The sequence below is a fragment of the Comamonas brasiliensis genome (assembly GCF_018292285.1).
Taxonomy (GTDB): Bacteria; Pseudomonadota; Gammaproteobacteria; order Burkholderiales; family Burkholderiaceae_C; genus Comamonas; species Comamonas brasiliensis.
Window position 1 is genome coordinate 65,852 of the sequence record NZ_JAANES010000007.1, and the last position, 25,557, is coordinate 91,408.

At 62.8% G+C, this 25,557-nt stretch carries 20 protein-coding genes; 16 read left to right on the forward strand and 4 right to left on the reverse strand.

Going from position 1 to position 25,557, the window contains the following annotated elements; translation table 11 throughout:
• Positions 1-307 precede the first annotated feature (307 nt).
• Positions 308-658: a hydroxyisourate hydrolase gene (gene uraH, locus DJFAAGMI_RS22850; protein ID WP_003070903.1), complete on the forward strand. Its 351-nt coding sequence runs from the start codon at positions 308-310 to the stop codon at positions 656-658.
• Positions 659-793: 135 nt separating this feature from the next.
• On the opposite strand, the gene DJFAAGMI_RS22855 is transcribed toward uraH, so the two are convergent.
• Positions 794-1,183, reverse strand: a complete 390-nt coding sequence (locus DJFAAGMI_RS22855) for a DoxX family protein (protein WP_003052449.1) — start codon at positions 1,181-1,183, stop codon at positions 794-796.
• A 326-nt stretch (positions 1,184-1,509) separates the two neighbouring features.
• On the opposite strand from DJFAAGMI_RS22855, the gene DJFAAGMI_RS22860 reads away from it, so the two are divergent.
• The gene (locus DJFAAGMI_RS22860) at positions 1,510-2,094 is read left to right on the forward strand and encodes a BPSL1445 family SYLF domain-containing lipoprotein (RefSeq protein WP_043374513.1); all 585 of its coding nucleotides are present in this window, start codon (positions 1,510-1,512) and stop codon (positions 2,092-2,094) included.
• Between the two features lie 140 nt (positions 2,095-2,234).
• On the opposite strand, the gene DJFAAGMI_RS22865 is transcribed toward DJFAAGMI_RS22860, so the two are convergent.
• Both DJFAAGMI_RS22865 and DJFAAGMI_RS22870 read right to left on the reverse strand, forming a co-directional pair.
• A complete protein-coding gene (locus DJFAAGMI_RS22865) occupies positions 2,235-3,593 on the reverse strand; it encodes a sensor histidine kinase (RefSeq protein ID WP_211459427.1) in 1,359 nt (452 codons plus the stop codon).
• Positions 3,586-4,281, reverse strand: a complete 696-nt coding sequence (locus DJFAAGMI_RS22870; RefSeq protein ID WP_211459429.1) for a response regulator — start codon at positions 4,279-4,281, stop codon at positions 3,586-3,588. Before DJFAAGMI_RS22870 ends, DJFAAGMI_RS22865 begins: the two co-directional genes overlap by 8 nt.
• 405 nt (positions 4,282-4,686) lie before the next feature.
• Here DJFAAGMI_RS22870 and DJFAAGMI_RS22875 point away from each other — a divergent pair, with 405 nt between their 5' ends.
• From DJFAAGMI_RS22875 to DJFAAGMI_RS22885, 3 genes are all read left to right on the forward strand, one after another.
• Positions 4,687-6,180, forward strand: coding sequence for an efflux transporter outer membrane subunit (locus DJFAAGMI_RS22875; RefSeq protein ID WP_349305262.1), 1,494 nt, complete (start codon positions 4,687-4,689; stop codon positions 6,178-6,180).
• A gap of 112 nt (positions 6,181-6,292) precedes the next feature.
• Positions 6,293-7,570, forward strand: a complete 1,278-nt coding sequence (locus DJFAAGMI_RS22880) for an efflux RND transporter periplasmic adaptor subunit (protein WP_211459431.1) — start codon at positions 6,293-6,295, stop codon at positions 7,568-7,570.
• A gap of 3 nt (positions 7,571-7,573) precedes the next feature.
• Positions 7,574-10,726, forward strand: coding sequence for an efflux RND transporter permease subunit (locus DJFAAGMI_RS22885; protein WP_211459432.1), 3,153 nt, complete (start codon positions 7,574-7,576; stop codon positions 10,724-10,726).
• An 85-nt stretch (positions 10,727-10,811) separates the two neighbouring features.
• Here DJFAAGMI_RS22885 and DJFAAGMI_RS22890 read toward each other — a convergent pair whose 3' ends face one another.
• The gene (locus tag DJFAAGMI_RS22890; protein ID WP_019043604.1) at positions 10,812-11,222 is read right to left on the reverse strand and encodes an energy transducer TonB; all 411 of its coding nucleotides are present in this window, start codon (positions 11,220-11,222) and stop codon (positions 10,812-10,814) included.
• Between the two features lie 265 nt (positions 11,223-11,487).
• Between DJFAAGMI_RS22890 and xdhC the strand changes: the two genes are divergently transcribed.
• The 11 genes from xdhC (at position 11,488) to DJFAAGMI_RS22945 (ending at position 25,455) form a co-directional block, all read left to right on the forward strand.
• Complete coding sequence (gene xdhC / locus DJFAAGMI_RS22895; protein WP_211459433.1) at positions 11,488-12,318, forward strand: xanthine dehydrogenase accessory protein XdhC; 831 nt, start codon at positions 11,488-11,490, stop codon at positions 12,316-12,318.
• Between the two features lie 292 nt (positions 12,319-12,610).
• On the forward strand, positions 12,611-13,936 hold the full coding sequence (locus DJFAAGMI_RS22900; protein ID WP_211459434.1) for a urate hydroxylase PuuD: 1,326 nt from the start codon (positions 12,611-12,613) through the stop codon (positions 13,934-13,936).
• A gap of 116 nt (positions 13,937-14,052) precedes the next feature.
• The gene (locus DJFAAGMI_RS22905; RefSeq protein ID WP_211459435.1) at positions 14,053-14,691 is read left to right on the forward strand and encodes a Crp/Fnr family transcriptional regulator; all 639 of its coding nucleotides are present in this window, start codon (positions 14,053-14,055) and stop codon (positions 14,689-14,691) included.
• A gap of 248 nt (positions 14,692-14,939) precedes the next feature.
• Positions 14,940-17,015, forward strand: a complete 2,076-nt coding sequence (locus tag DJFAAGMI_RS22910) for a sensor domain-containing diguanylate cyclase (protein WP_211459437.1) — start codon at positions 14,940-14,942, stop codon at positions 17,013-17,015.
• A 154-nt stretch (positions 17,016-17,169) separates the two neighbouring features.
• Positions 17,170-18,102, forward strand: a complete 933-nt coding sequence (locus DJFAAGMI_RS22915) for a LysR family transcriptional regulator (protein ID WP_043006990.1) — start codon at positions 17,170-17,172, stop codon at positions 18,100-18,102.
• Positions 18,103-18,178: 76 nt separating this feature from the next.
• On the forward strand, positions 18,179-19,738 hold the full coding sequence (locus DJFAAGMI_RS22920) for an ABC transporter ATP-binding protein (RefSeq protein WP_211459438.1): 1,560 nt from the start codon (positions 18,179-18,181) through the stop codon (positions 19,736-19,738).
• A complete protein-coding gene (locus tag DJFAAGMI_RS22925) occupies positions 19,731-20,825 on the forward strand; it encodes an ABC transporter permease (protein ID WP_211459439.1) in 1,095 nt (364 codons plus the stop codon). The genes DJFAAGMI_RS22920 and DJFAAGMI_RS22925 overlap by 8 nt, the downstream gene beginning before the upstream one ends.
• Positions 20,826-20,828: 3 nt before the next feature.
• A complete protein-coding gene (locus DJFAAGMI_RS22930; RefSeq protein WP_211459440.1) occupies positions 20,829-21,749 on the forward strand; it encodes an ABC transporter permease in 921 nt (306 codons plus the stop codon).
• 52 nt (positions 21,750-21,801) lie between these two features.
• Complete coding sequence (locus DJFAAGMI_RS22935) at positions 21,802-22,947, forward strand: BMP family ABC transporter substrate-binding protein (RefSeq protein ID WP_043006985.1); 1,146 nt, start codon at positions 21,802-21,804, stop codon at positions 22,945-22,947.
• A gap of 194 nt (positions 22,948-23,141) precedes the next feature.
• Entirely contained in the window at positions 23,142-24,299 is a 1,158-nt protein-coding gene (locus DJFAAGMI_RS22940; protein WP_003052487.1) for a BMP family ABC transporter substrate-binding protein, read from the forward strand.
• Positions 24,300-24,480: 181 nt separating this feature from the next.
• Positions 24,481-25,455, forward strand: coding sequence for an aromatic ring-hydroxylating dioxygenase subunit alpha (locus DJFAAGMI_RS22945; RefSeq protein ID WP_211459441.1), 975 nt, complete (start codon positions 24,481-24,483; stop codon positions 25,453-25,455).
• Positions 25,456-25,557: the final 102 nt, after the last annotated feature.

The following is a 25,557-nucleotide window of genomic DNA, read 5'->3' on the forward strand; positions in this document are numbered from 1 at the left end:
TTGATGAGTCGGACCAGTGTATAGAGGCTGGAAAAGAAGCCAACCGGGCAGACCTGGCTATGTGCCTGAAAGTCAAGGCAGAAAAGCCTTTGATGGAGTACAGAAACTGTATACACTTTAGAAATCAAAGCGCTGCGCTCGCACGCGGGCAGACTTTGTGATGGCATAGATGTTTTAGGACTTGCGCAGACAAGAATGCAACAACGGCCTGCCTTCCGAGGCAGACGTCCTGCCTGAACCCGTTTTGCGCAAGTCGTGTGTTTGATACAACCAAGGGCAGTGGCAAACTGCCTGTGAGGAGATTTCCATGGGCCTGAGCACCCACGTTCTCGACACCATGAATGGCTGCCCCGCCGCAGGCATGGCCGTCGAGCTGTTTTCCACCGAAGGCGACAAGGCCACGTTGATCAAGAGCCTGGTGCTCAATCACGACGGCCGTACCGATGCGCCGCTGTTCGACAACAACACGCTCAAGGTCGGCACCTATCGCCTGACCTTTGACGTTGCGGCCTACTTCAAGGCCCGTGGCGTGCAGTTGCCGGAACCCAGCTTTCTGAACAAGGTGAGCCTGGACTTCGGCGTGGCCAATGTGGAGCAGCACTACCATGTGCCGCTGCTGGTCAGCCCCTGGAGCTACTCCACTTATCGCGGCTCCTGAGCGGGACGTAAGTCTCTCGAAGCGGGAGACATGGCAAAAACAAGAGCGGCTTGCGCACGTCATTTCACGGTTTCAGCATGAAAAGGCATTGAAACCAAGAGATGACAGGCGCAAGCCGCTCCTGTTTTTAATGACTTATTTGCCTTTGGAATAGGCCATGGCCACCACCAGGGCGCTCACAAAGTAAAAAGCCTGCAACTCCAGCGCCCAGCCGCCGGTGTTGTTGAGCATCAGAATCTGCCGGGTGTGCATCAGCGCAAATGCCACCACCATATTCACCGCAATCACCAGGGCTGCCGGCACCACCCACAGGCCCACCAGCAGCAGCAAGGGGGCGACCACTTCGCCCAGATAGACCGCATAGGCCAGAAAGCCCGGCGCGCCCAGGCTCTCGATCTTGGCCTCGATGCTGCCGATGCCATAGCGAATCTTGGCCCAGCCGTGCAGCAGCATGAGCAAGGCCAGCGTGACACGCAGCACAACCAGCGCTGCCTTGGGGTGGTGAAAATAATTCCAGAACTTCATGAACTTCCTGTCGTCCGAGCTATGGCTACATCAACAATGCTAGCGCCTATTTCAGTGTTCTCGGTTGATCGCGCTTAGATCAGGCCCGGTCCTGGCGCATGTCCTTGTTGTAGGTATTTTTCGACACCTGCGCTTGTCTTCTGTAGGCCAATGGCGCAAGCTGTAACTGCCGAGTTTTATCGGCAAGGCTGCCGACTAGCATCGAGCCAACCCTGCATCTGACAGCTTTGCATCGGGGGGATGTGCAAAAGCGAATCAATGTCGGACCGCAGGACCTTCTGCCTCTGAAATGTGTCTACACATTCATCCCATGAAAGGATATAGGTATGCGTCAAATTTCTCTGCGTTCTGTTGCGATGGCTGCCGCACTGGCTGCCGGTGCCATGACCATGACGGCCTGCACCACGACCAAGCCTGAAACCGCAGCGGCGCCCCGTGCTGATGCCACGACGATCAATACGCGTGCCAATGCAGCGCTGGAGCGTCTGTACCAGACCGCACCAGGATCCAAGGAAATGGTGCAACGCGCCAAGGGTGTGCTGATCTTCCCGTCGGTGATTGGCGGCAGCTTTGTGGTGGGGGTCGAGCACGGCCGCGGCGTGCTGCGCGTGGGCGGTCAGAACCGTGGCTTCTACAGCACCACGGCGGCTTCCATCGGCTGGCAGGCGGGTGGTCAGTCCAAGGCTGTGATCTATGTGTTCAACACACAGGAAGCGCTGGACAAGTTCCTGCATAGCGATGGCTGGTCGGTGGGCGCCGATGCCACCGTGGCCGCTGGCAGGATTGGCGCCAACGGCAGCGTGGACACCACGACTGCTCAGGCTCCCGTCACCAGCTATGTGCTGACCAATGCGGGCCTGGAGGCCGGCGTATCGCTGCAGGGCACCAAGATCACCAAGGTGGTCGAATAAGCCTTACTGGCTTGCTGCCACAAACAACCGGCCTCGGCCGGTTTTTTGTTGTCTGCCGCAGCAGCATGCATGCGCTGTATGCGCGCCGGACCCGGGAGTCGTGCAGCAAGCGCGCAGGCCGTGCTCTGCAGCCCGCCGACTCACTGCGCAAACGCGATTTCGATGCAGGTTCCCCGGCCTCGCGGATGATCGAGAATCCTCAGCGTCGCACCATGCCTTGCAGCGATTTCCTTGACGATAGGCAGACCCAGGCCGCAGCCATCGCCGCGACCGTCCTGGCCGCGATAGAAGCGCTCCAGCACCAGCGGCCTTTCCTGTGCGGGAATGCCGGGGCCGTCGTCGTCCACGGTCAGCAGGATGGGAGATGACTGCAGGCTCAGGGTCACCCTGCCGCCTGACTGGCCATAGCGGATGGCGTTGTCCACCAGATTGCCGATCAGCTCGCGCAGCAGCACCGCCGTGCCCAGCACCCAGACGCCATGGTCCGGACCTTCATAGCCCAGGTCGATGTGGCGGGCAATGGCCGCATCGGCCCAGCGTTCGAGTTCGTCGCGCGCCAGCGCGGCCAGGTCCACCGGCGTCATCGGCGTGGATTGCTCGGAGCGCGCCAGCGTCAGCAACTGGTGGGTGAGATGGCGTGCCCGCGTCACGGCGGTGAGGATATGCGTGAACGCTTCGGCCCGCCGGGCTTCGTCGGGCTCGCGCACGGCCCGCTCCGCCTGTATCTGCAAGGTCGTGAGCGGCGTGCGCAATTGATGGGCTGCGTTGGCGATGAAGCGCTGCTGCACATCCTGCGAGTTCGCCACTCTTGCGATCAGCTGATCCAGGGCGTTCAGCAGGGGTTCGAGTTCTGTCGGCACGCCCTCTGTCTTGTCCAGCGGTGCCAGCTTCTCGGGTTCGTAGCGATCCAGATTGCGCGTGAGCCGATCAATGACCTTGAGGCCGGAATCCACGGCAAGCCACACCACGACACCTGCCAGCATCAGCACCAGCGCCAGCAGTGGCACGGCGTAACGCAGGATTTCCTCGATGATGGAATCGTGCTTGCGCCGGGTCTGTGCCACCTGGATGAGGAACTCGTCGTTGGGGTATTGCAGGCGCACCGCCACGATGCGAACCTGGCGCGGGCCGATTCTGCCGTCGTAGAAATAAGGCGTGTTCAGTGCCAGGCCGCTAGGCGGCAGCGGGAAGTCGGCGTTGTGCAGCATGACGCCATGCTTGAGCGAGCGCACCTCTTCCGAGATCTCATCGATGCTGTCGAACTCGAACATCTCCTTGGCCGCCTTGGGCAGGTCGAGTATGGAGCGCTCGCCGTCATGCGTGATCTGCTGGGCCAGCGTCATGGCGGCGTCGTAAAGCCAGCGGTCGTAGACGACGGCGGCGATATGCCTGGCCAGCCAGATGGTGCCCAGCGCGCCAAAGATCAGGGTCAGGGACAAGGGCCCGAACAGGCGCACCAGCAGGCGTCTGCGCAGGCTGAAGCGGGTCGACTTACTCATGGGTTTGAGAGCGGGGCTGCTGCTCCAGGCGGTAGCCCAATCCGCGCAGCATGCGAATGCCGACACCGGCGCCGGCGTCCTCCAGCTTGCGCCGCAGGCGGCTCACGAAGACCTCGATGGAGGAGGGATTGATGTCGCTGGCCCAGGTGTAGAGCGACTCGATGATCTGCTGCTTGCTGATGATGCGGCCCTGGCGCCTGAGCAGCAGCTCCAGCACCGCCATCTCGCGCGCCGTGAGCATCAGTTCATGATCGTGCACGGTGGCGATGCGTGCCGCAGGGTCCAGCATCAGGTCTCCAAATCCCAGCGTGAGGCTGGCGCCGCTGGACGATCCGCGCCGCAGCAGCGCGCGAATGCGTGCTTCCAGCTCGCCCAGTGCGAAGGGCTTGGGAAGATAGTCGTCACCGCCCGCGTCCAGGCCGGAGATGCGATCTTGCAGATCGTATCTGGCCGTGAGGATGATCACGGGCGCCGCGACGCCCTGTCTGCGCAGACGGCGCAGCACGCTGAGGCCGTCCTCGTCCGGCAGTCCCAGGTCGAGGATCAGCAATTCATAGGCCGTGGTCTTGCAGGCCTCTGTGGCGGCGTGGCCGGTGTGCACCGCGTCCACCGCGTAGTTGGATTGCGCAAGGCTGTTCACCAGGCCATTGGCCAGTTCCAGGTCGTCCTCGATCAAAAGCAGGCGCATGGCAAGTCATCCGGAAAGGTTCAAGAAAGCTTGGGGAAGGGCTGGATCAAGCTTCGATTGCTAGAGTCAAAAAGTCTTCCGCGATTGTCACATCGGAGAGGGAAAACAACCAATGCGGATGGTGATCGAACATGGCGCTTCGATGGAAACAAGGCCCGTGGATTCCATGGCGTTGCTGCTTTGCGCAGACGCCTGAGCCGCGCCTGATCGGCTGTGTTCTGCTTCGAAGTCACGCAGCCTCACGCGCTGCAGAACACCGTCTGTCCTGGCCTGGTCGGCACTGTTGGGGGACTCTCCCGGCAGCTGCCGATCATAAGTGGGATGCAGAGTTGGCAATGGTGCCGGCCCTGTCGTAAGAACCTTTTTTGTCCCAGGCCTGCGGCACTGGGAAGGAGCACTTCCAGAGTGAGCCCCATAGTATTCAGAACGAGCAGCAGCTTGGCTCCCACGGGGCGGCGACTCCTCGCCTTGCCGGTCTGGGCGGTGCTGCTGACAGGCTGCGCGGTCGGCCCCGATTTCCAGCGGCCGCCACCGCCCGCCAATGCGGCGTTCACCCGCGAAGCGTTCCCGGCCGCCACCGTCGCTGCGCCCGGAAGCACCGGGCAGGCGCAGCAGTTTCTGGCGGGAGTCGATGTGCCGGATCGCTGGTGGACGCACTTCCAGTCGCCCGAGCTCGATGCCCTGGTGCAGGAGGCGCTCAAGGCCAATCCGACCGTGGCGGCGGCGCAGGCCGCGCTGCGTCAGGCTCAGGCCATGGTGAAGGCGCAGCGCGGTGCCTACCTGCCCAGGGTGCAGGCCGGATACACGACGAGTCGCCAGAAGGATGCCGGCGAGTCGCCCTTCACCTTGCATACGGCGCAGGTGTCGGTCGGCTTCACGCCCGATGTTTTTGGCGGCAACCGGCGTGCGGTCGAGGCCCTGCGTGCCTCGGCAGAAGCGCAGCGCTTTCAGCTGGAAGCCACCTATCTGACGCTGGCTGCGAATGTGGTGACGACTGCTGTCGAGCAGGCGTCGGTGCGCGATCAGATTGCCGCGACCCGGGCCATTGTGCTCGCCAATACAAGAGCGCTGGAGATTCTGCGGCGCCAGCTGGCAGTGGGCCAGGTGGCCGGGCTGGATGTCGCTCTGGTGGAAGCCGCCTTGGCGCAGAGCGAGCAGCAGCTGCCAGAGCTCGAGAAGCAGCTGGAGCAATCGCGCAACGCCCTGGCTGCGTTGATCGGCCGCTTGCCGGCCGAGGCTCCCGAGCATCAGTTCAGCATCGATTCGCTGAAGCTGCCGCAGGAGCTGCCGCTGAGTCTGCCTTCCCGGCTGGTGGAGCAGCGTCCCGATGTGCGCGTGGCGGCGGCCGAGCTGCAGGCAGCCAGTGCGCAGATCGGTGTCGCCACGGCCAATATGCTGCCGCAGTTCTCGCTCACGGCTGCACGCGGCGGAGCAGCGGCCGCTTTCGGCCAGATGTTTGCGACAGGCAATCCGTTCTGGAGCATCGTTGCCGAGATGAGTCAGACGCTGTTTGCGGGCGGCACGCTGATGTATGAGCGCCAGGCTGCACAAGCAGCCTTCGATCAGTCTGCGGCGCTCTACAAGGAGGCGGTGATCGCCGCATTCCAGGATGTGTCCAATACGCTGTATGCATTGAAGTCGGACGCCGAAGCGCTGAACGCGGCCGTGCGTACCGAGCGTGCCACGCAGCGCGCACTGATGCTGGTGCAAAAGCAACTCGCCGCCGGCGAGGTGGACGCGCTGGCCCTGACGGCAAGCCAGCAGGCTTACCAGGAAGCGGTGATCGCGCGTGTACAGGCCCAGGCAGCCCGGCTGGCCGATACCGCTGCGCTCTTCCAGGCGCTTGGCGGCGGCTGGTGGAACCAGGCCAGGGCCGACACGGTGGCATCCAAGGATTAGCACCGGCACAACCGACAGGACGCGGCCCGACAGCCAAGCCTCCGGGCCTTTCCTTGCCGGATGGCTGCCGTGCGGCAGATGAGAACCGATATTTCTGGAACTAGCGACTGATATGGACAAGCATCACCACAACCCTGTTTTGCGCTTATCTCCCAAAGCCACCGTTCTGGCCATCCTGGCGTCCTGCGTGGTGCTGGGCGGCGGGGTGCTGTTGTGGCAGGGGGGAAGCAAGCGCATGCCTGCCGCGGCGGCTGCGACGCAGGCCTCTGCAGCCAAGACGCGTCAGCATCTGTTCCATCCCAGCGAAAAGCAGCGTGCGGCCTTCACCGTCCAGCAGGTGCAGAGCAGGCCGTTCCATGCCGAGGTGGTGACCGAAGGCAAGATCGCCCTGGACGAAAACCGCCTCACCCGCATTTATTCGCCATTTGGCGGACGCGTGACCGAGCTGCTGGTCAATTCCGGGGACAAGGTGCAGCGCGGGCAGAAGCTGCTATCGGTGGAAGCCTCGGACTCCATCGAGACGCAAAAAGACTTCATCGCCGCCCTGGGCGACTACCGCAAGGCCAAGTCCCAGCTCGAGCTGAGCGCGGCGGTGGAGGCCCGGCTCAACGCCCTGCACAAGGACGAAGCCGCATCGAAAAAGGACTGGGATGAGGCGCGTGCAGCCCTGCTTGCCGCACAAAGCGACCTGCGCTCGGCCGAGATTGCGCTGCAGGCCGTGCGCAGCCGCCTGAAGCTGCTGGGCAAGACGCGGGCCGAGATCCAGAAATTCGAGAACACCGGTGTCATCTCATCGGACGCCCCGGTCTACTCCCCCATCGGCGGCGTGGTGCTGCAACGCAATGTGGGCCCCGGCCAGTTCGTGGACGGCGGCTCGGGTGATGGTGAAGCGCCGCTGCTGATCGGAGACATCTCCAAGATCTGGCTACTGGCCTATGTGCGCGAAAGCGATGCCGCAGCCGTTCGCCTGCAGCAGCCCGTGGACTTCACGGTGCTGACGCTGCCCGGTCGGACCTTCAGTGCCAAGGTCAGCTATGTGGGCTCCGCGCTGGACGGCGACAGCCGCCGCCTGCTTGTGCGCGCCGTGGTGGACAACCGCGACGGCCTGCTCAAGCCCGAAATGTTCGCGCAGGTGCGCATCCTGACAGGAGAAACCGCGCCCAGCCTGGCCGTGCCGCGCGAGGCCGTGATCCACGAGGGCGATGCCACCCGTGTCTGGATCCTGAATGCCGACGGCAGCGCCGAGCTGCGCAGCTTCAAGGCCGGCCTGGTCAATGGAAGCTGGGTGCAGGTGCTCGAAGGGCTGCAGCCCGACAACCAGGTCATCACAGCGGGCAGTCTGTTCATCGACCGCGCAGCCGCGCTGGCTTCTGCAGCAGACAACAGGTAAGCCATGATCCACGCACTCATCAAATCGGTCCTGCAACTGCGGGGCCTGGTCATCGCCATGTTCCTGGTGTTGCTGGGAGTGGGCGTGATTGCCTTCACCCAGCTGAACATCGAGGCCTACCCGGACCCTGTGCCGCCTGCCGTGCAGGTCATTACGCAGAACGAAGGCCAGTCGGCCGAGGATATCGAACGCTACATCACCATTCCGGTCGAGACCGGACTGACCACGGCCCAGCATTTGAGCGCCATCCGCTCTATCTCGCTGTTTGGCCTGTCCGACGTGCGCCTGCAGTTCACCTATGACCTGACCTACGAGGAAGCACTGCAGAAAGTGCTGAACCTGCTGGCCCAGCTGCCGCCGCTGCAAAACGGCGTGCAGCCCGAGATCTCGCCCTGGAGCCCGATTGGCGAGGTGTACCGCTATCAGCTCGTGGGTCCTCCCGGCTACAGCGTGCTCGATCTGCGCACGCTGCAGGACTGGGTGGTCGAGCGGCGCTTTCGGGCCGTGCCCGGCGTGCTGGACGTGTCGAGCTGGGGTGGCAAGACCAAGGTTTTCGAGGTCCAGGTCGATACCAGCAAGCTGGCGGCCTTCGGCCTGACGATGTCGGAGCTGGTGGAAAAACTCAATGACAGCAATGTCAACGTGGGAGGCCAGACCGTCAACGTGGGTCAGCAGTCGGCCGTGGTGCGCGGCGTGGGCCTGATCCAGCATATCGACGACATCCGCAATACGCTGCTCACGCAGTCGAACGGCAATCCGGTGCGGGTGAGCGACATCGGTGAGGTCAAGGTCAGCCAGCTTCCGCGTCTCGGCATTGCAGGGCGTGACGACAACGACGACATCGTGCAAGGCACGGTGCTGATGCGCCGCGGCGAGAAGAGCACGCCGGTCATGGCCCGCGTGAAAGCCGAAGTGGATCGCATCAACGCATCCGACCTGCTGCCGCCGGGCGTTCGCATCGAACGCATCTACGACCGCAGCGAGCTGATCGCAATCACCACCAGGACGGTGCTGTTCAACATTCTGTTCGGTGTGCTGCTGGTGTTCGGCGTGCAGTGGTTGTTTCTGGGCGATCTGCGCAGTGCCGTGGTGGTCGCGTCGGCCATTCCGTTCGCCTTCTTCTTTGCCATCGGCATCATGGTGCTCAGAGGCGAGTCGGCCAATCTGCTGTCGCTGGGGGCGATCGACTTCGGGTTGATCATCGATGCCACGGTGATCATCGTGGAGAACATCTTCCGGCATCTGTCGGGCCATGCGAACGACGGCGAGCATGGAGACTCGCAGGCACCGCTGGCGCCCGTGCCCGCCGGCTTTACCGGCAAGCTGGCTGCTATCTATCGCGCCTCGACCGAGGTGAGCAAGCCCATCCTGTTCGCGGCCATCATCATCCTGGCCGGTTTCCTGCCCTTGTTCACGCTCAGCGGCGTGGAAGGCCATATCTTCGGGCCCATGGCACAAACCTATGCCTATGCACTGGCCGGCGGCCTGATCGCCACCTTCACGGTGGCTCCGGCGCTGAGCGCATTGCTGCTGTCGGAGAACGCCGAGCACCGCGAAACCTGGTTTGTGCGCAAGCTGCGCCGCATCTACCTGCCGGCGCTGCGCGCCGCCATGGCGAACAAGTTCACCACGGTGGCCGGGGCTGCCGTGCTGGTGCTGGCCTCGCTGATCGGCATCCGCGGACTGGGGCTGGAATTTCTGCCGACGCTGGAGGAAGGCAATCTGTGGGTGCGTGCCACCATGCCGTCTTCGATTTCGCTGGAGGCCGGCAATGACACGGTGAACCGCATCCGCCGCAAGATCTCGGCGCTGCCCGAGGTCGACACCGTGGTCTCGCAACAGGGCCGCACCGATGACGGCACGGACTCCAACGGCTTCTTCAACGCCGAGTTCAATGTGCCCTTGCTGGCCCGGGCGCACTGGCGTCCCGGCATGGACAAGCCGCGCCTGATCCGCGAATTGGGGGCGCAGCTGGAGGAGGAGTTCCCCGGCGTGGAGTTCAATTTCTCCCAGTACCTGCAGGACAACGTGGCCGAGTCGATTTCGGGCGTGAAGGGCGAGAACACGGTCAAGGTGTTCGGCTACGACCTGGACCAGCTCAAGGCGACTTCGGAGCAGATCAAGGAGGTGATGAGCGAGGTGCCGGGGATCACTGACCTGAGTGTGTATACGTTGCTCGGCCAGCCCACGCTCAATATCCAGGTGGACCGGCTCGCGGCGGGTCGCCATGGCCTGAGCACCGGGGAAATCAATACCGCCATCGAGGCGGCCATAGGTGGTACGGAGGCCGGCAATCTGTTCGAGCGAGGCAGTGACCGCTTCTTCCCGATCCGGGTGCGACTGGCGGCCGAGTACCGCAACGACATAGAGGCCATTAAGCGTCTGACTGTGGGCGCCAAGGACGAAGAGTCAGGCCGCGTCCATCAGATCCCTCTGAGCGAGATTGCCAAGGTGGAGCTGGTCTCGGGCCCGGCCTTCATCTACCGCGAAGGCCAGCAGCGCTACATTCCCATCAAGTTCAGCGTGCGCGACCGCGACCTGGGCGGAGCCATCCACGAGGCGCAGGAGCGCATCGCCAAACTGAACCTGCCACCGGGCTATCGGCTGGAATGGGCCGGTCAGTTCGGCAATCTGCAGGACGCCATCGATCGTCTGACTGTGATCGTGCCGGTGACGCTGGTCCTGATTGCGCTGCTGCTGTATGCCACTTTCGCCTCGTTCACGGACACGATGCTGGGCCTGAGCGTGATTCCCATGGCCATGGTGGGCGGTGTGTTTGCGCTGTTCGTCACGGGCACGCCTTTCAGTGTCTCGGCGGCGATTGGCTTCATCGCGCTCTTTGGTATCGCAGTGATGGAAGGCATCATCCTGCTGTCGTACTTCAACCAGCTGATGGCGCGCGGGCGGGAACGCTCTGCTGCGGTGCTCGAGGCCTGCGAGGTGCGATTCCGTCCCGTGATGATGACCTGCCTGGCGGCCGCCGTGGGGTTGCTTCCGGCAGCCTTCTCGACGGCCATCGGTTCACAGGTACAGCGCCCGCTGGCACTGGTGGTGGTCGGCGGTATCAGCATGGCGCCGCTGCTGGTGCTGATCGTCTTCCCGGTACTTATTTTGCTGTTCTCGCGCAGGGACCGCAGCGCTGCAATGGCCGGGTGATTCCTAGCGCCATGAACCAGGAGAGCAGCCGGCGCAGCGCCGGCACTTCGGCCCGCTGTTTGAGCGGGCCGCTTGCCATGCAGGGTTACTCGCCCAGCTGACCTTCGGTCAAGGTGTCGAGCTGGAAGCGTCCCGACTTGTCCCACAGCCAGGTGTCGGTATAGGTCACGCTGCGACCCGGCGCAGGAAAGGGGGCGGCGGAGCGCACGGCCCGCTCGATCTCGGCCACCACTTCGGGAGCGTGGCTGGGCTTGCGCATCCAGTGCAGGTTTTTCACACGGCCCTGGCCGTCGAGCTGGACCTGCAGCACGCCGATTGCATACAGCATGGGCGGCAGCATGCCCTTGTAGATGCGGCCCGAGTTGCGCTCGTACAGATGCTGGGCGGCCTGCTTGCGATAGCTTGGACTGGCCTTGTCGGCAGGCGTCGTGCCTATGGATGGGCTTTGAGGCGCGATCTGGCAGGCAGTCAGCACTGCGGCAACGGCAGCCATCATCCCGGTCCGCAGCCAGTTCAGGGGACGGCGGGCTGGTTTGGCGCGGGAGGGGTCGTGGGTTTCGGACATGACGCCAAGCGTAGCCGTAAATGGGTGGGGGCCGCAGCCTTGGGGCTGAATTCCGATGCCGCCCCGTGAAAAATCTGCAACCACTCGTCAGACAGGGCCCGGATATGCATCCGATTAAGGTGCTCATACGCTTGTTTGTCTATTGCGGACCGGAAAATGCATGAATATCGGTCATCAAAGCAATCGGCGTTCAGTCATGTGGAGCGAAACACAGCAAGGAATCTTGAACCGTCTGGCGCAGCAGCCGCTGTGCCGGGTGCAGGTGCAGGCCACCCGTGGCTCCGTGCCCCGTGAAGAGGGGGCCTGGATGGCTGTGTTTGCCGATGAGGTGATGGGGACGATAGGCGGGGGCCATCTGGAATGGCAGGCCATTGCACTGGCGCGCCAGTTGCTGGTGCAGTGGGACGAGGATTGCGCCGCCTCGCGCGAGCATGTCCAGCGCTATGCCCTGGGCCCCAGCCTGGGCCAATGCTGTGGCGGTGCTCTGGAGCTGCACTTCGAATGGTTTGAGGCCCGCGATGCCCAGCGTCTGCGGGCCTTGATGCCAGAGCCCTCGCAATGCGTGGCCTTGTTTGGTGCGGGCCATGTGGGGCATGCGCTGGTGCGCATTCTGCGCAGCCTGCCGTATCGGGTGATCTGGGTGGACAGCCGCGATGCAGTCTTTCCCGTGCAGGAGCAGATTGGCGTGCAGTGCGAGCATTCCGATCCGGTCCAGGCCGCAGTGGCGCAGCTGCCGCCGCAGTCGCAGGTGCTGATCATGAGCTTCAGTCATGCCGAGGACCTGGAAGTGGTGGCCCAATGCCTGTTGCGCCAGCGCGAGCGAGGAGACCTGCCTTTTGTGGGGCTGATCGGCAGCAAGACCAAGTGGGCCAGCTTCAGCAGCCGCTTGCGCAGGCGAGGATTCAGCGACGAGGAGCTGGCTCACATCACCTGCCCGATCGGCGTGCCGGGCATTACCGGCAAGGAGCCCGAGGTGATTGCGGTCGCGGTGGCGGCACAGCTTCTGCAGCGTCTGCCTGCGAGCTGATGGTGCGGGGTATGCCCTGATTTGGTGCATTGGGCATGCAGACAGCCGGTTGCATGCCCTAAAAAGCAGGCCCGATACTTGCTCATGATTCTCGTACTAGGGAAATCTCTAGGGTGGTTTATCCCGAATTCGAGAGTTGTAGCAGCAAAAATTGCATACACTTTCGGTCGACAGAATGGTCGCAGCGGTGCCCCGTGTGTAACGTCCGGGAGCGCGGCCTTTTCTTCTGCTCAGAGCGCCCGCAGTGGTGAGCAGGTTGTTCGGCAGCCCCACGCTGCCAAGGTTGAGAGCTATGGAAAGCTACATTCTCGACTGGGCCGGCCTGCTGTTGCGGTGGCTCCACGTCATTACCGCGATCGCCTGGGTCGGTTCCTCCTTCTACTTTGTGTTCCTGGACAGCAGCTTGACGCCGCCCGTGGATGACGACCTGAAAAAGCAGGGCGTCAACGGCGAACTCTGGGCTGTGCACGGTGGCGGTTTCTACCACCCCGTGAAGTTCAATGTGTCTCCTCCCAAGATGCCGGATCACCTGCACTGGTTCTACTGGGAAAGCTACACCACGTGGCTGTCCGGTTTTGCCCTGCTGACGGTCTCCTACCTCTGGAACGCCAACATCTATCTGGTCACTCCCGGCGACCCCAATGCCATGAGCACCGGCGCTGCAGTGGCTTCGGCTCTGGGCTTCCTGGTGGTCTTCTGGCTGCTGTATGACTTCATCTGCCGCACCTTCGGTCAGAAGAAGAATGGCGATGCCACGGTCGGCGCCATGGTTCTGGTGCTGGTGTGTATCGCAGCCTATCTGGCCTGCCACATCTTCCCCGGCCAGGCTGCCTTCCTGCTGATGGGCGCGATGATCGCGACCTCCATGAGCGCCAACGTGTTCTTCTGGATCATTCCTGGCCAGCGCAAGGTGGTGGCATCCCTGAAGGCTGGCGAGCCCGTGGACCCGCGTCACGGCCAACGTGCCAAGCAGCGCAGCGTGCACAACACGTATTTCACGCTGCCGGTGCTGTTCGCCATGCTGTCCAACCACTATGGCTGGCTGTATAGCCACAAGATGAACTGGCTGGTGCTGATCGGCATGATGTTTGCCGGCGCTGCCATTCGCCAGTTCTTCGTGATGCGCCACGGTTACAAGCTGGGTCGCAACAACCACCCCTGGCCTTACGCTGCTGTCGGTGTGGCTGCTCTGCTGGCCGTTTTTGTGTGGCTCAAGCCCGCTCCCGCTCCCATTGCTGCAGCGCCTGCCGCTCCTGCTCCGGCCGCGACTGCTGCTCCTGCAGCGCCCGCTGTGACTGCCACTGCCGAGCCAGCAGCTCCCGCCGCCGAAGGCGCAGCCACGGCACCTGCAGCCGCAGCACCGGCTGCCGCTGGTGGCGAAGGCTTCGCCAAGGTCAATGCCATCTTCCAGCAGCACTGTGTGGTCTGCCACGGCACGGCCATCCAGCAAAAGGCTGTCCGTCTGGACTCGCCCGAAGCTGTGAAGTCGCACGCCCAGCAGATCTACCAACAGGTGGTGCAGCTGAAGAAAATGCCTTTCGGCAACCCTGGCGCACTGTCCGAGGACGAGCGCAATCTGATCAAGACCTGGTACGAGTCCGGCGCCGCCGTGAACTGAGTATGGGCTTGTGAAGCGTAAAAGCCGCAGTTTTCACTGCGGCTTTTTTGTTGCTTACCATGTCTTGTTGACGTGGCTCAACATGAATCGGCGAAAAGACCGGCACAGTGCATTCTATGTTCACCATGCCCTCCATGTCGCAAATCGCTTCCACGTTTGGGCAGCCCGAGAGCTTTGCTCCAGGCTACTGGCTCAGGCAACGTCGCAAATCCCTCGATTCGGTGCTGTACCTGGAAAGCGGCAGCGTGATGCTGGGTGTGGGACAGGATTCAGCCATGCGCCATCACCTCGGACAGGTGGACGGGCCGGCCTGGCTGGACGCGGCTTTTGCGCTGCAGGATCGCCCTTCCTGCCTCGATATGCAGGCACAGACCGCAGGGCGCATCTACATCATTCCTCTGGCACGCTTTCTCGGTGCTGTGGCGGAGCTGGCTCCGGCCGTGCAGTACCTGCTCAAGGATATGGCCAAGGCCTATTGCTCGCAGACCGACCTGGCGGTCAGCCGCCTGGCGCAGGATGCAGAAGCCCGTTGTGCCCAGTGGTTGCTGAACCATGCCAGTCCGGCTGGAAACGGCATTGGCTTGCGTGTCACCCTCAAGGCGCGCAAACGCATGATTGCCGCCCAGCTGGGGATCGCACCGGAAACCTTCTCGCGAGTACTCAGGCAGTTGCGGGAGCATGGTCTGATTGCCGGGCGGGGCAATGTCATTGAATTGCCCAGGCCGGGCGCACTGGAAGTGCTGGCGCTGGGGTAAATACCGGGCCGGGCCCTGAGCCCCCGCAACGTCTGGCAATGCGCTGACTGGAGCCGCTCGGCGTAGCATTTATCGACAACCTCCGGGGTTTCCTCTCGTTGGGTTGCAGACATCGGCTCTCTATATTGAGGCCCATGTCAGATGCTGTCCTCTCACTGCCATCAGAGCCTCCCTGGGTTGCGCCGCCGCAGCCAGAGGAGGCTGCAGCCGCAGCAGACGCTGGCCGGGTACGCAGAGGGCCCGGGCCCATGCTGCGCAGCATGGTGCTGGTTGCCATGATCGCTGTGCTGCTGGCCGGTGCCGGCGCTGCGGGCTGGGTGGCCTACTCCCTGCGCCGGGCCGTCACGGATGGAGCCTTGCCGGCGCAGACCAAGGCATTGGAGTACGCGGCGCGTTCGCTGGCCTTCAGGGTCGAACAGCAGCAAAAACCCTTGCATGCTCTGTCTGCTGTGCTGGCGGGGCATATGCACGACTCCCAGGAGTCTCTGGAGGCCTTGCTCAGGCAGCCCGCATCCATGGCGCAGCAGTACGAGCAGATCCAGCTTGCCAATGGCAAGGGACAGTTGCTGGTCAATCTGCGCCAGGAGCAGGCGCTTTCCGCAGAGCAGCTCGACGAGCCGCTGCGCGAAGTGCTCAAGCGCTCGCTGGCAGAGGGCAAGCCCATTACTCAGGCCTGGGTACGTCCCGGTGATGCAGGGCTGCAGCTGGAGTTTCAGAACGTGGTGCCGGTGCGCGATCCGCAAGGCAAGCTGTTGGGGGTTCTTGGCGGCAGCTACCGGGCACCCTTGTCGGTCTTGTTTTCGCTGGAATCCACTTCTGCCGAAGCGGGTGGTCAGTTGCTGCTGATTGATCGCGATCTGCGTCCGCTGGCTTTCAGCAGCAAGGGACAGTGGCAATTGCCGGCCGCTGCGGGCGATGCCGTGCTGCCGGGCGGAATCGATCGGGCCTGGCTCAAGATGGCGCAGGCCGGTGCAGTCAGCGAGCAGAGAAACAACCAGCTCTGGAGCGCCATGCCCTTGCCCTGGGCGCAATGGACTTTGCTGAAGGTCAGCGATGTTCAGGAATGGGTGCCCGGAGTCTCGGCCAGGATGATGGGCTGGCTGGCCACGGCCTTGCTGGCATTGGCCGGACTGCTGGGTGTGGTGCTTTGCCTGATCGCCTATCCGTTGACGGCCTTGTTTCGCTCGGCAGAGCGGGCCTCCCGGCGCGGCTTGATGCTGGAGATGGATTCGTCCACCCGGGGCGCCAACTGGTGGCATGGCCTGTCCGATCATGACTGGGGAGAGGCCCAGACTCTGCGCTCTGCCTTGCAGGCCCTGGGCGGAGGATACGAGGCGCATGGCGAGCAGGAGCGTGAACTGCAGATGCAGCTGCAGACCTTGATGGACTATGCCCCCGTGGGGCTGATCGTGACGCATGGCTCCACGGTGCAGCGTGTGGGCATGCAGGCCGCCAGGGTATTGGGCTATCAGCCTCGGGAAATGCAGGGCCTGGCCGTGCGCGACCTGTGTGCCAGCGAGGCCGACTATGAGGATTTGATGGGACGGGTCCGGCGGGCACTGGATACCTACGGACAGTTTGATGGCGAAGTCTGCCTGATGCGCAAAGATTCAAGGCCGATATGGGTGCGAATTCACGGCCAGAGCATGCTGCGCATGCATCGGGCCTGGGAACAGTCGGGAAAGGCGCTGGATGGCCAATATCTGGTCTGGGAGCTCGAGGATGTGACCACTCAGCGCCAGCTGCGCGAGCAATCGAGCTGGAAAGCCATGCACGATCCCTTGACGCGCCTGCCCAACCGCACGGCTTTCGCCCTGCGGCTCAAGGAATGGCTGCAGGAATATACGAGCCGCGATTATCTGGAAAGCATGGGGCGTGCGAATGCGATCGCGCGCTCGCAGAGCGAACCCATGGTGCATGGCATCGTGCTGTATGTGGATCTGGACCACTTTTCCCAGGTCAATCGTCAGGGAGGGCGCGAGGTGGGCGACGAGGTGCTCGGTCATATCGCCCGGTTGATCGAGTCCACGGTGCGCCCCCATGGCTGGGTCGCCAGGGTGGGGGGCGATGAATTTGCGATTCTCATGGCCGGAATCAGCCGGGAAGAAGGAATGCGCCATGCGCAACTGCTGTGCATGGCCATCCAGGACTGGGAGGGCTCCTACCAGGGGCAGCGCTATATGTTGAGTGCCAGCATCGGCATGTTGCTTCTGGATGCCAGCTACCACACCGCGGCCAGCGCCTTCAAGGGGGCCGACATGGCCTGCTATGCCGCCAAGCGCAAGGGGCGCAACCGCGTGGAAGTGATGACGGCGGCGGTCTGAGCCGGATTGAGCATGCTGAATTCAAGGCAGATATGACGGCTTAGAGGGCAATCCCTTGGCTGCTCAAAGGGGCTGACTGAGTTACGCTCTGCGGCTGCTTTGTATACAAAATGGATGAGGCTGGCCGTGCCAAGTGCCCGGATGGCCGTGACCTATGCGCGACCAGACCTTGTTCGACAAGATAGATTTGCACCTGATCAGGGTGCTGCACACGGTGCTGACGGAGCGCAGCGTCTCCAGGGCGGCCCTGCGGCTGGGTATGCACCAGCCGGCGGTTTCGGCGGCCCTGCGGCGTCTGCGCGAACTGGCGGGCGATCCTCTGCTGGTGCGGTCCGGGGCACAGATGCAGCCTACCGATGTGGGCCTGCGCATGGTCCAGCCTTCGGCAGACATTCTGCGTGCCGCCGAAGGACTGTTCAGCGATGCGCGGCATTTTGACCCGCGTACCTCGACGCGTACTTTCCGTATTGCGGCCAGCGACTATCTGGATCCCCAGTTCCTGCCGCGGCTGATGTCGGCGATGAAAGCGCAGGCCCCGCATTGTCCGGTGGACTTTCTGCCGCTGAGCGCCGAGGCGCATTACGAGGGGCAACTGGCCGATGGCGAGATCGATGTGGTCATCGGCAACTGGCCGCAGCCTCCGGAAGGTTTGCACATGGCCAAGCTGTTCGAGGACGAGGTGGTCTGCCTGGTCAGTCCCAAGCATCCGGCAGTGCGCAGGGGCTGGGATGTACAGCAATGGCTGGAGGCCGAGCACATTGCGCCAACGCCGGCCTATCCCGGTGCCCTGGGCGTGATAGACGAGCAGTTGGCGGGCATGGGTCTGAGTCGCCAGGTGGTGGCGCGCTGCGCGCATTTCAGTCTGATACCTGACATGGTGGCATCAAGCTTGCTTGTCATGACCTCGGGCAGATTGTTCTGCGAGCGTTTCAGCGAACGTCTGTCCCTGGCCATATTGCCTTGCCCTGTGGAATTCCCCCCGTTGGTCTATTACCAGCTCTGGCATGCGCGTTCGCATGCTGGTGCCGCCACACGCTGGCTGCGAGAGGTGGTTCGCAATGTTGCACTAACGCTGCGAAATCAATAGCTTGTATCGTATTCCTGTTCAGCGCATAGAGCCTGTTTGAGTCAATTTGTTATTTGAATTGAGAGACAATCCAGCGATGAATCCCCCCCCGACACATTCCCCCTCTGAGAGTGCGCCTGCGCGCTTGCAGCTGGAGGGTATTACCAAGCGGTACCCGGCTGTGGTTGCAAATAGCAAGGTATCGCTGAAAGTCAAGCCCGGCGAGATCCACGCCATCCTGGGCGAAAACGGCGCTGGCAAGTCCACGCTGATGAAGATCATCTATGGTGCGGTCAAGCCTGACGAGGGCGCTATCCTGGTCGACGGCAAGCCGGTGCAGATCCGCAACCCGCAGGAAGCCCGGGCACTGGGCATTGCCATGGTGTTCCAGCATTTCAGCCTGTTCGACACGCTGACCGTGGCAGAGAACGTCTGGCTGGGCCTGGACAAGAGCATCGCACTGGCCAAGGTGATCGAGAACATTCAGGCCACGGCCCGCGATTACGGTCTGGAAGTTGACCCGCATCGCCCCGTGCATACGCTTTCCGTCGGCGAAATGCAGCGTGTGGAAATCATCCGTGCCCTGCTGACCAATCCCCGGGTGCTGATTCTGGACGAACCCACCTCGGTGCTCACGCCCCAGGCGGTGGAGATGCTGTTTGTGGTGCTGCGCCGCCTGGCTGCGGAAGGCTGCTCCATCCTCTATATCAGCCACAAGCTGCATGAAATCCGCTCGCTGTGCACGGCCTGTACGGTGCTGCGCGGCGGTGTGGTGACGGGGGAGTGCAACCCGGCCAACGAGACCAATGCTTCGCTGTCGCGCATGATGATCGGCTCGGAGCCACCGGAGCTGGAGCACCGCACGGCGAATACCGGCGATACCGTGCTGCGTGTGCAGGGGTTGTCGCTCAGGAGCCAGGACCCCTTCGGTGTCGATCTGCAAAGCATTGCGTTGCAGGTGCGTGCGGGCGAAGTCGTCGGTATTGCAGGCGTCTCCGGCAACGGCCAGAAAGAGCTGATGTATGCGCTGTCCGGCGAGGACACACGTTCCGAGGCAGAGGCCGTGCAGTTGATGGGCAAGGGCGTCGGACGCATGGGGCCTAGTCGGCGCCGTGGCATGGGCCTGCATTTTGTGCCCGAAGAGCGACTGGGGCGCGGAGCCGTGCCCAGCATGGGCCTGGCCCACAACCTGTTGCTGACGCGCAAGACCGCAGTTGGCAAGGGTGGCTGGATTCGCATGGCGGCGCTGCAGGCGCAGGCGCGGGACATCATCGGCCGCTTCAACGTCAAGGCCGGCGGTCCGAACTCGGCTGCGCAGTCGCTGTCGGGCGGCAATCTGCAGAAGTTCATCGTGGGTCGTGAAATTGATGCCAAGCCGCGTCTGCTCATCATCTCTCAGCCCACCTGGGGGGTGGATGTTGGGGCTGCGGCGCAGATCCGGGGTGAGATTCTCAAGCTGCGCGACCAGGGTTGCGCCGTGCTGGTGGTCAGTGAGGAGTTGGACGAGTTGTTTGAGATTTGCGACCGCCTGCATGTGGTGGCCAAGGGCCGCCTGAGTCCTTCGGTGGATAGAGCGGCTGCCACGGTGCAGCAGATTGGCGAATGGATGAGCGGCCTGTGGGATGCGGCTGCGGTGCAGGGAGGTGCCCATGCTTAAGCTGGAACAACGCCCCCAGGCATCCAGATTCTGGACTTATGGCTCGCCGATTCTGGCATTACTGATCACCGTGCTGGTCGGGGTCTGCCTGTTCGCGCTGCTGGGTAAGGATCCGGTCAAGGGCTTGCAGGCCTTTTTCTGGGAACCCATCAAATCGGGCTATGCCCTGGGCGAGCTGGCCGTGAAGGCCACGCCTTTGTTGCTGATCGCGCTGGGGCTGGCCGTATGCTTTCGCTCCAATGTCTGGAATATCGGTGCCGAAGGCCAGTTCGTCATCGGTGCGGTGGCTGCGGGCGGCATTGCCTTGCTGGCCGACAAGACCACGGGACCCTGGATCGTGCCGGCCATCCTGATTGCCGGCATGCTGGGCGGCATGGTCTGGGCGGGCATCGTCGCCTTGCTGCGCGACCGCTTCAACGCCAACGAAATCCTGGTCAGCCTGATGCTGGTCTATGTGGCCACGCTGGTGCTGGGCTATCTGGTCTACGGTCCCTGGAAGGACCCCATGGGCTACAACTTCCCGCAGACCAAGAGCTTCGAGCGCGTCACGCAGATTCCTCGGCTGGTGCAGGGCATGCGCATGAATATCGGCGTCATCATCTCGCTGCTGGGTGCCGGTCTGCTGTGGGCATTCCTGTTTCGCACGCGCGCCGGCTTCGCGCTGCAGGTAGGCGGCCTGGCGCCGTCGGCGGCACGCTATGCCGGCTTTTCCTCGCGCAAGGCGCTGTGGACGGCGCTGCTGATTTCCGGCGCTACGGCCGGTCTGGCGGGGGCGCTGGAAGTCGCTGGCCCCCTGGGTCAGCTCACGCCCTATGTGCCCGCTGGCTACGGCTTTGCGGCCATCATCGTGGCCTTTGTGGGGCGCCTGCATCCTGTGGGCATGATTTTCTCGGCCATTCTCATGAGCATGTTTTATATCGGTGGCGAGCTGGCGCAGTCGCGTCTGGGCCTGCCCAAGGCGCTGACCGGCGTCTTCCAGGGACTGCTGCTGTTCGCGCTGCTGGCTTGCGACACGTTGGTGGCCTATCGCATCCGCTGGGTGGCGAAAAAGGTCGGCGGTGCCATTTCTGCAGTGAAGGGAGCCTGATCCATGGAATCCTATGCACTGCTGCTGGGCTCTACCCTCAGCGCCGGCACTGTTCTGGCGCTGGCGGCCCTGGGCCTGCTGATCAATGAAAAATCGGGGATCGTCAATCTCGGCGCCGAAGGCATGATGCTTTGCGCCGCCATTGCCGGTTTTGCCGCTACCGTGCACACCGGTAGTACCTGGATGGGCTTTGGCGCGGGCATGCTGGCCGGGGCCTTGCTGGCCGCCATCTTTGGCGGGCTGGTGATCTGGTTCAACACCAACCAGTACGCAACCGGTCTTGCACTGTCGCTGTTCGGCGCGGGCTTCTCGGCATTTGTGGGGCTGGGCTATGTACAGGCTAAGCTGCCCGAGCTGCCCAAGTACTCGATTCCTGGCCTGGCAGATCTGCCGGTCGTGGGCCCGGCCCTGTTCACGCTGCACCCGCTGGTATACGGTGCCATCGTGCTGGCCGCCCTGATGGTCTGGTTTCTGTACCGCACGCGTGCGGGCTTGGTGTTGCGCTCGGTCGGCGAGTCGCCATCCTCGGCCCATGCCCTGGGCTACCCCGTGCGACGCATCCGCCTGATGGCCGTGATGTTTGGCGGAGCCATGTGCGGTCTGGCGGGCGCCTTCATCTCCGTGGTCTACACGCCGCTGTGGGTGGAGAACATGGTGTCGGGTCGAGGCTGGATCGCTCTGGCGCTGACGACATTTGCGACCTGGCGGCCGGCCCGCGTCCTGCTGGGTGCCTATCTGTTTGGCGGAGTGACCATGTTGCAGTTCCATCTGCAGGCCACGGGTGTTCAGGTGCCCAGCCAGATTCTGTCCATGCTGCCTTATCTGGCCACCATCGTGGTGCTGGTGCTGATCTCGCGTAATCCGACCTGGATTCGGGCCAATATGCCGGCTTCCCTGGGAAAACCCTTCTACCCTGGAGCGTGATGCCCAAATGTGGTGCAATCCGCTTTTCAAAAATAACGAGAGGACAACTCCAATGACGACTCTGGGCAAACGCGCTCTGATCAAGATGATCGGCCTGTCGGCTGTTTCCATGGCGGTGCTGACCGCTTGCGGCAAGAAGGAAGAGGCTCCTGCAGCGCCTGCCGCCGCACCTGCGGCAGCACCTGCTGCCGACAAGCTCAAGATCGGCTTCATGTATGTGAGCCCCATCGGTGACGGCGGCTGGACCTATCAGCACGAGCTGGGTCGCAAGGCCATTCAGGAAAAGTTCGGCGACAAGATCGAGACTTCCATGGTCGAGAGCGTTCCCGAGTCTGCCGACGCCGAACGTGTGATGCGTGACATGATCGGCCAGGGCAACAAGCTGGTCTTTGCCACCAGCTTCGGCTATCAGGACTTTGTGCAAAAGGTCGCTGCTGACGCCAAGGATGTGAAGTTCGAACACGCCACCGGCTACAAGACGGCCGACAACGCTGCGGTTTACGACACCAAGACCTTTGAAGGCGCTTATCTGGCCGGTATCGTGGCGGGCGCCATGACCAAGACCAAGACCGTGGGCGTGGTGGCTTCGGTGCCCATTCCCGAAGTGGTGCGCAATATCAACAGCTTTGTGCTGGGCGCCCAGAGCATTGATCCCTCCATCAAGGCCAAGGTGGTCTGGGTGAACGAGTGGTTCGCTCCTCCCAAGGAATCCGAAGCCGCCAACAGCCTGATCAACGGTGGCGTGGACGTGATGTACCAGAACACCAACTCTCCCGCCGTGCTGAAGACGGCCGAAGAGCGCGGTGCCCGGGCCTTCGGCAAGGACGGCGACATGAGCGGCTTCGCGCCCAAGGCCCATCTGGGCTCTGCCGTGATCGACTGGACTCCCTACTACAGCAAGGTGGTGGAAGACACGCTGGCGGGCAAGTGGCAGACCGGCAACTTCTGGTGGGGCGTGAAGGAAGGCGCCATCGATCTGAAGAAGATCGCCGACGACGTGCCCCAGGAAATCAAGGACAAGGTGGAGAAGGCCCGCGCCGGCCTGAAGGACGGCTCCTTCGCCGTCTGGACCGGTCCCATCAAGGACAACACCGGCAAGGAGTTGCTGGAAGCCGGCAAGGTGGCGGATGACGCCTGGCTGCGCAGCATCAACTTCTATGTGAACGGTATCGAGGGCAAGGTGCCCGGCGCCAAATAAACGCTGTTTGCGGGACGCCTGACCGACGTCCAATCAAAGGCCCCTCGGGGCCTTTCTTTTTGCGCTGTCGTTTTCAGGATACCGGGCTGCAATTTGGCTCGGTTTATGCATATATTGCCCAAGGTGTAACCGGTATCCCAGGTACTGCGCTGTTGCCGGTTTCAAACCTCACTCTTTGTTCCAAGGAAACTTTAATGACTGATTTGCACAAGCGTTCATTGATCAAGGTCGCCGCACTGACGGCTGTGGCCTCGGCCGCTCTCGTGGGCTGCGGCAAGAAGGAAGAAGCACCGGCGCCAGCTGCTGCCCCCGCTGCCGCTCCTGCCGCCGCAGCTCCGGAACCTCTGAAGATTGCTTTTGCTTATGTCGGCCCGGTGGGCGACGGTGGCTGGTCCTTTGCCCATGACCAGGCCCGCAAGGCCCTGGAAAAAGAGTTCGGTGACAAGATCAAGACCAGCTACGTGGAGAGCGTGCCCGAAGGTGCCGATGCCGAGCGCGTGCTGCGCGACATGGCGTCGCAGGGCAACAAACTGGTGTTCGGTACCACCTTCGGCTATATGGACGTGATCCAGAAGCTGGCCCCCGAGTTCGCCGACGTGAAGTGGGAACACGCCACCGGCTACAAGACCGCCGCCAATGTCAGCACGTATGACAGCCGCACATACGAAGGCGCCTATCTGGCCGGCATCATTGCCGGCGGCATGACCAAGTCCAACACCCTGGGTGTGGTGGGTTCGGTGCCGATTCCCGAAGTCATCCGCAATATCAACAGCTTCACGCTGGGTGCCCAGTCCGTGAACCCCAAGATCAAGACCAAGGTGGTCTGGGTCAACGAATGGTTCAGCCCACCCAAGGAAACCGAAGCTGCAACCAGCCTGATCAACGGCGGCGCCGACATCCTGTTCCAGAACACCGATTCGCCAGCAGTGCTGAAGACGGCCGAGGAAAAAGGCAAGCGTGCCTTCGGCTGGGATTCGGACATGACGGCTTACGGCCCCAAGGCTCACCTGGGCTCGTCCATCATCAACTGGGCGCCTTACTACATCGACTCCACGCGCAGCGCGCTGGACGGCAAGTGGAGCAGCCGCCAGACCTGGTGGGGCGTCAAGGAAGGCGTGATCGACATTGTTTCTCTGGCCGACGACATTCCCGCCGAGATCAAGGCAAAGGTTGAGGACGTGAAAAAGGGACTGAAGGAAGGTACATTCACCATCTGGAAGGGCCCAATCACCGGCCAGGACGGCAAGGAACTGATCGCTGCCGACAAGGTTGCCGACGACGGCTTCCTCAAAGGCATCAACTTCTACGTCAAGGGCGTGGAAGGCAAAGTGCCCGGCGGCGACGCCAAGTAAGCACTGCCGATCAGGCATCGCGCCGCCTTGTCGCTCCGATTGCGGCTTGCGGCGCATGTCTTCAAGGCAGACCCCTGGTTTGCCGTGTAGTGTTGGCTGCTAACAGTCGTCCAGACACGACTTGCAGCGACAGGGCCGCCGCAGAGCGGCCCTTTGTATTTCGATAATGACGAGTATCCCCATGACTGAACGTACCCTCTGGCATCCTGTTGCCCAATCCTCCGATGTAGTGAGCGCGCCGTTTTCCGTGCTGCTGCTGGAACAGCCGCTGGTGCTGTGGCGCAATGCCGAGGGACTGGTTCAGTCCTTTGTGGACCGCTGCCCGCATCGCGGTGCACGCCTGTCCATGGGGCGCGTGGAAAACGGACACCTGGAATGCCCTTATCACGGCTGGCAATTCTCGTCGGGAGGCCAATGCGTGAAAGTGCCCGCCGTGCCCGATTTCACGCCCCCTGCATCGCAGCGCGTGCAGGCCTTCGAGGTGCAGGAGGCCTATGGCCTGATCTGGGTGCGACTTGAGCCTTCCGACAGCCAGCTGCCCGTGTTCGCAGCCGAAACGGACCAGCATCTGCGCAAGGTGAACTGCGGGCCCTACGATGTGGCGGCCAGTGCACCGCGCATCATCGAGAACTTTCTCGACATGTCCCACTTCGGCTTTGTGCACGAAGGCTGGCTGGGCAGCCGCGACGCCACGGCCATTGCCGCCTACAAGGTGGAGACCACCGCCACCGGCGTGCTGGCGACGGGTTGCAAGGCCGTGCAACCCCAGTCCAATCTGCATTCCACCCAGGCGGCCGAGGTGGAATACACCTACGAGGTGACTGCCGCCTACACCGCCGTGCTGACCAAGATTCCCGAAGAGGGCAGCTCCAAGCAAGGCTGGCGCGAGCAGATCGGCCTGTTCATCTGCCCTGTCACTCCCGAAACCAGCCGCGTCTGGTTCCGTCTGGCGGTCGCGGACTTCGAATCGACCGACGAGCAGTTGCAGACCTTCCAGCACACCATCTTTGTGCAGGACCAGCCGGTGCTGGAGTCGCAGCTGCCCAAGGCACTGCCGCTGGACCCTCGCGCGGAAATGCACTCGGCGGCCGACCGCATGTCGTCGGCCTATCGCCGCTTCCTGAAGGCCCAGGCGATAGGCTTCGGAACCTGCTGAGACCGGCCTGAGAGGCTTTGCAGCCTGCCCCGGCAGAGCGTCCATTGGGCTCGCAGGGAGGCTGCGCCATGGGCTTGTGGCTGAAAGGCCGAAGTCGCAGAC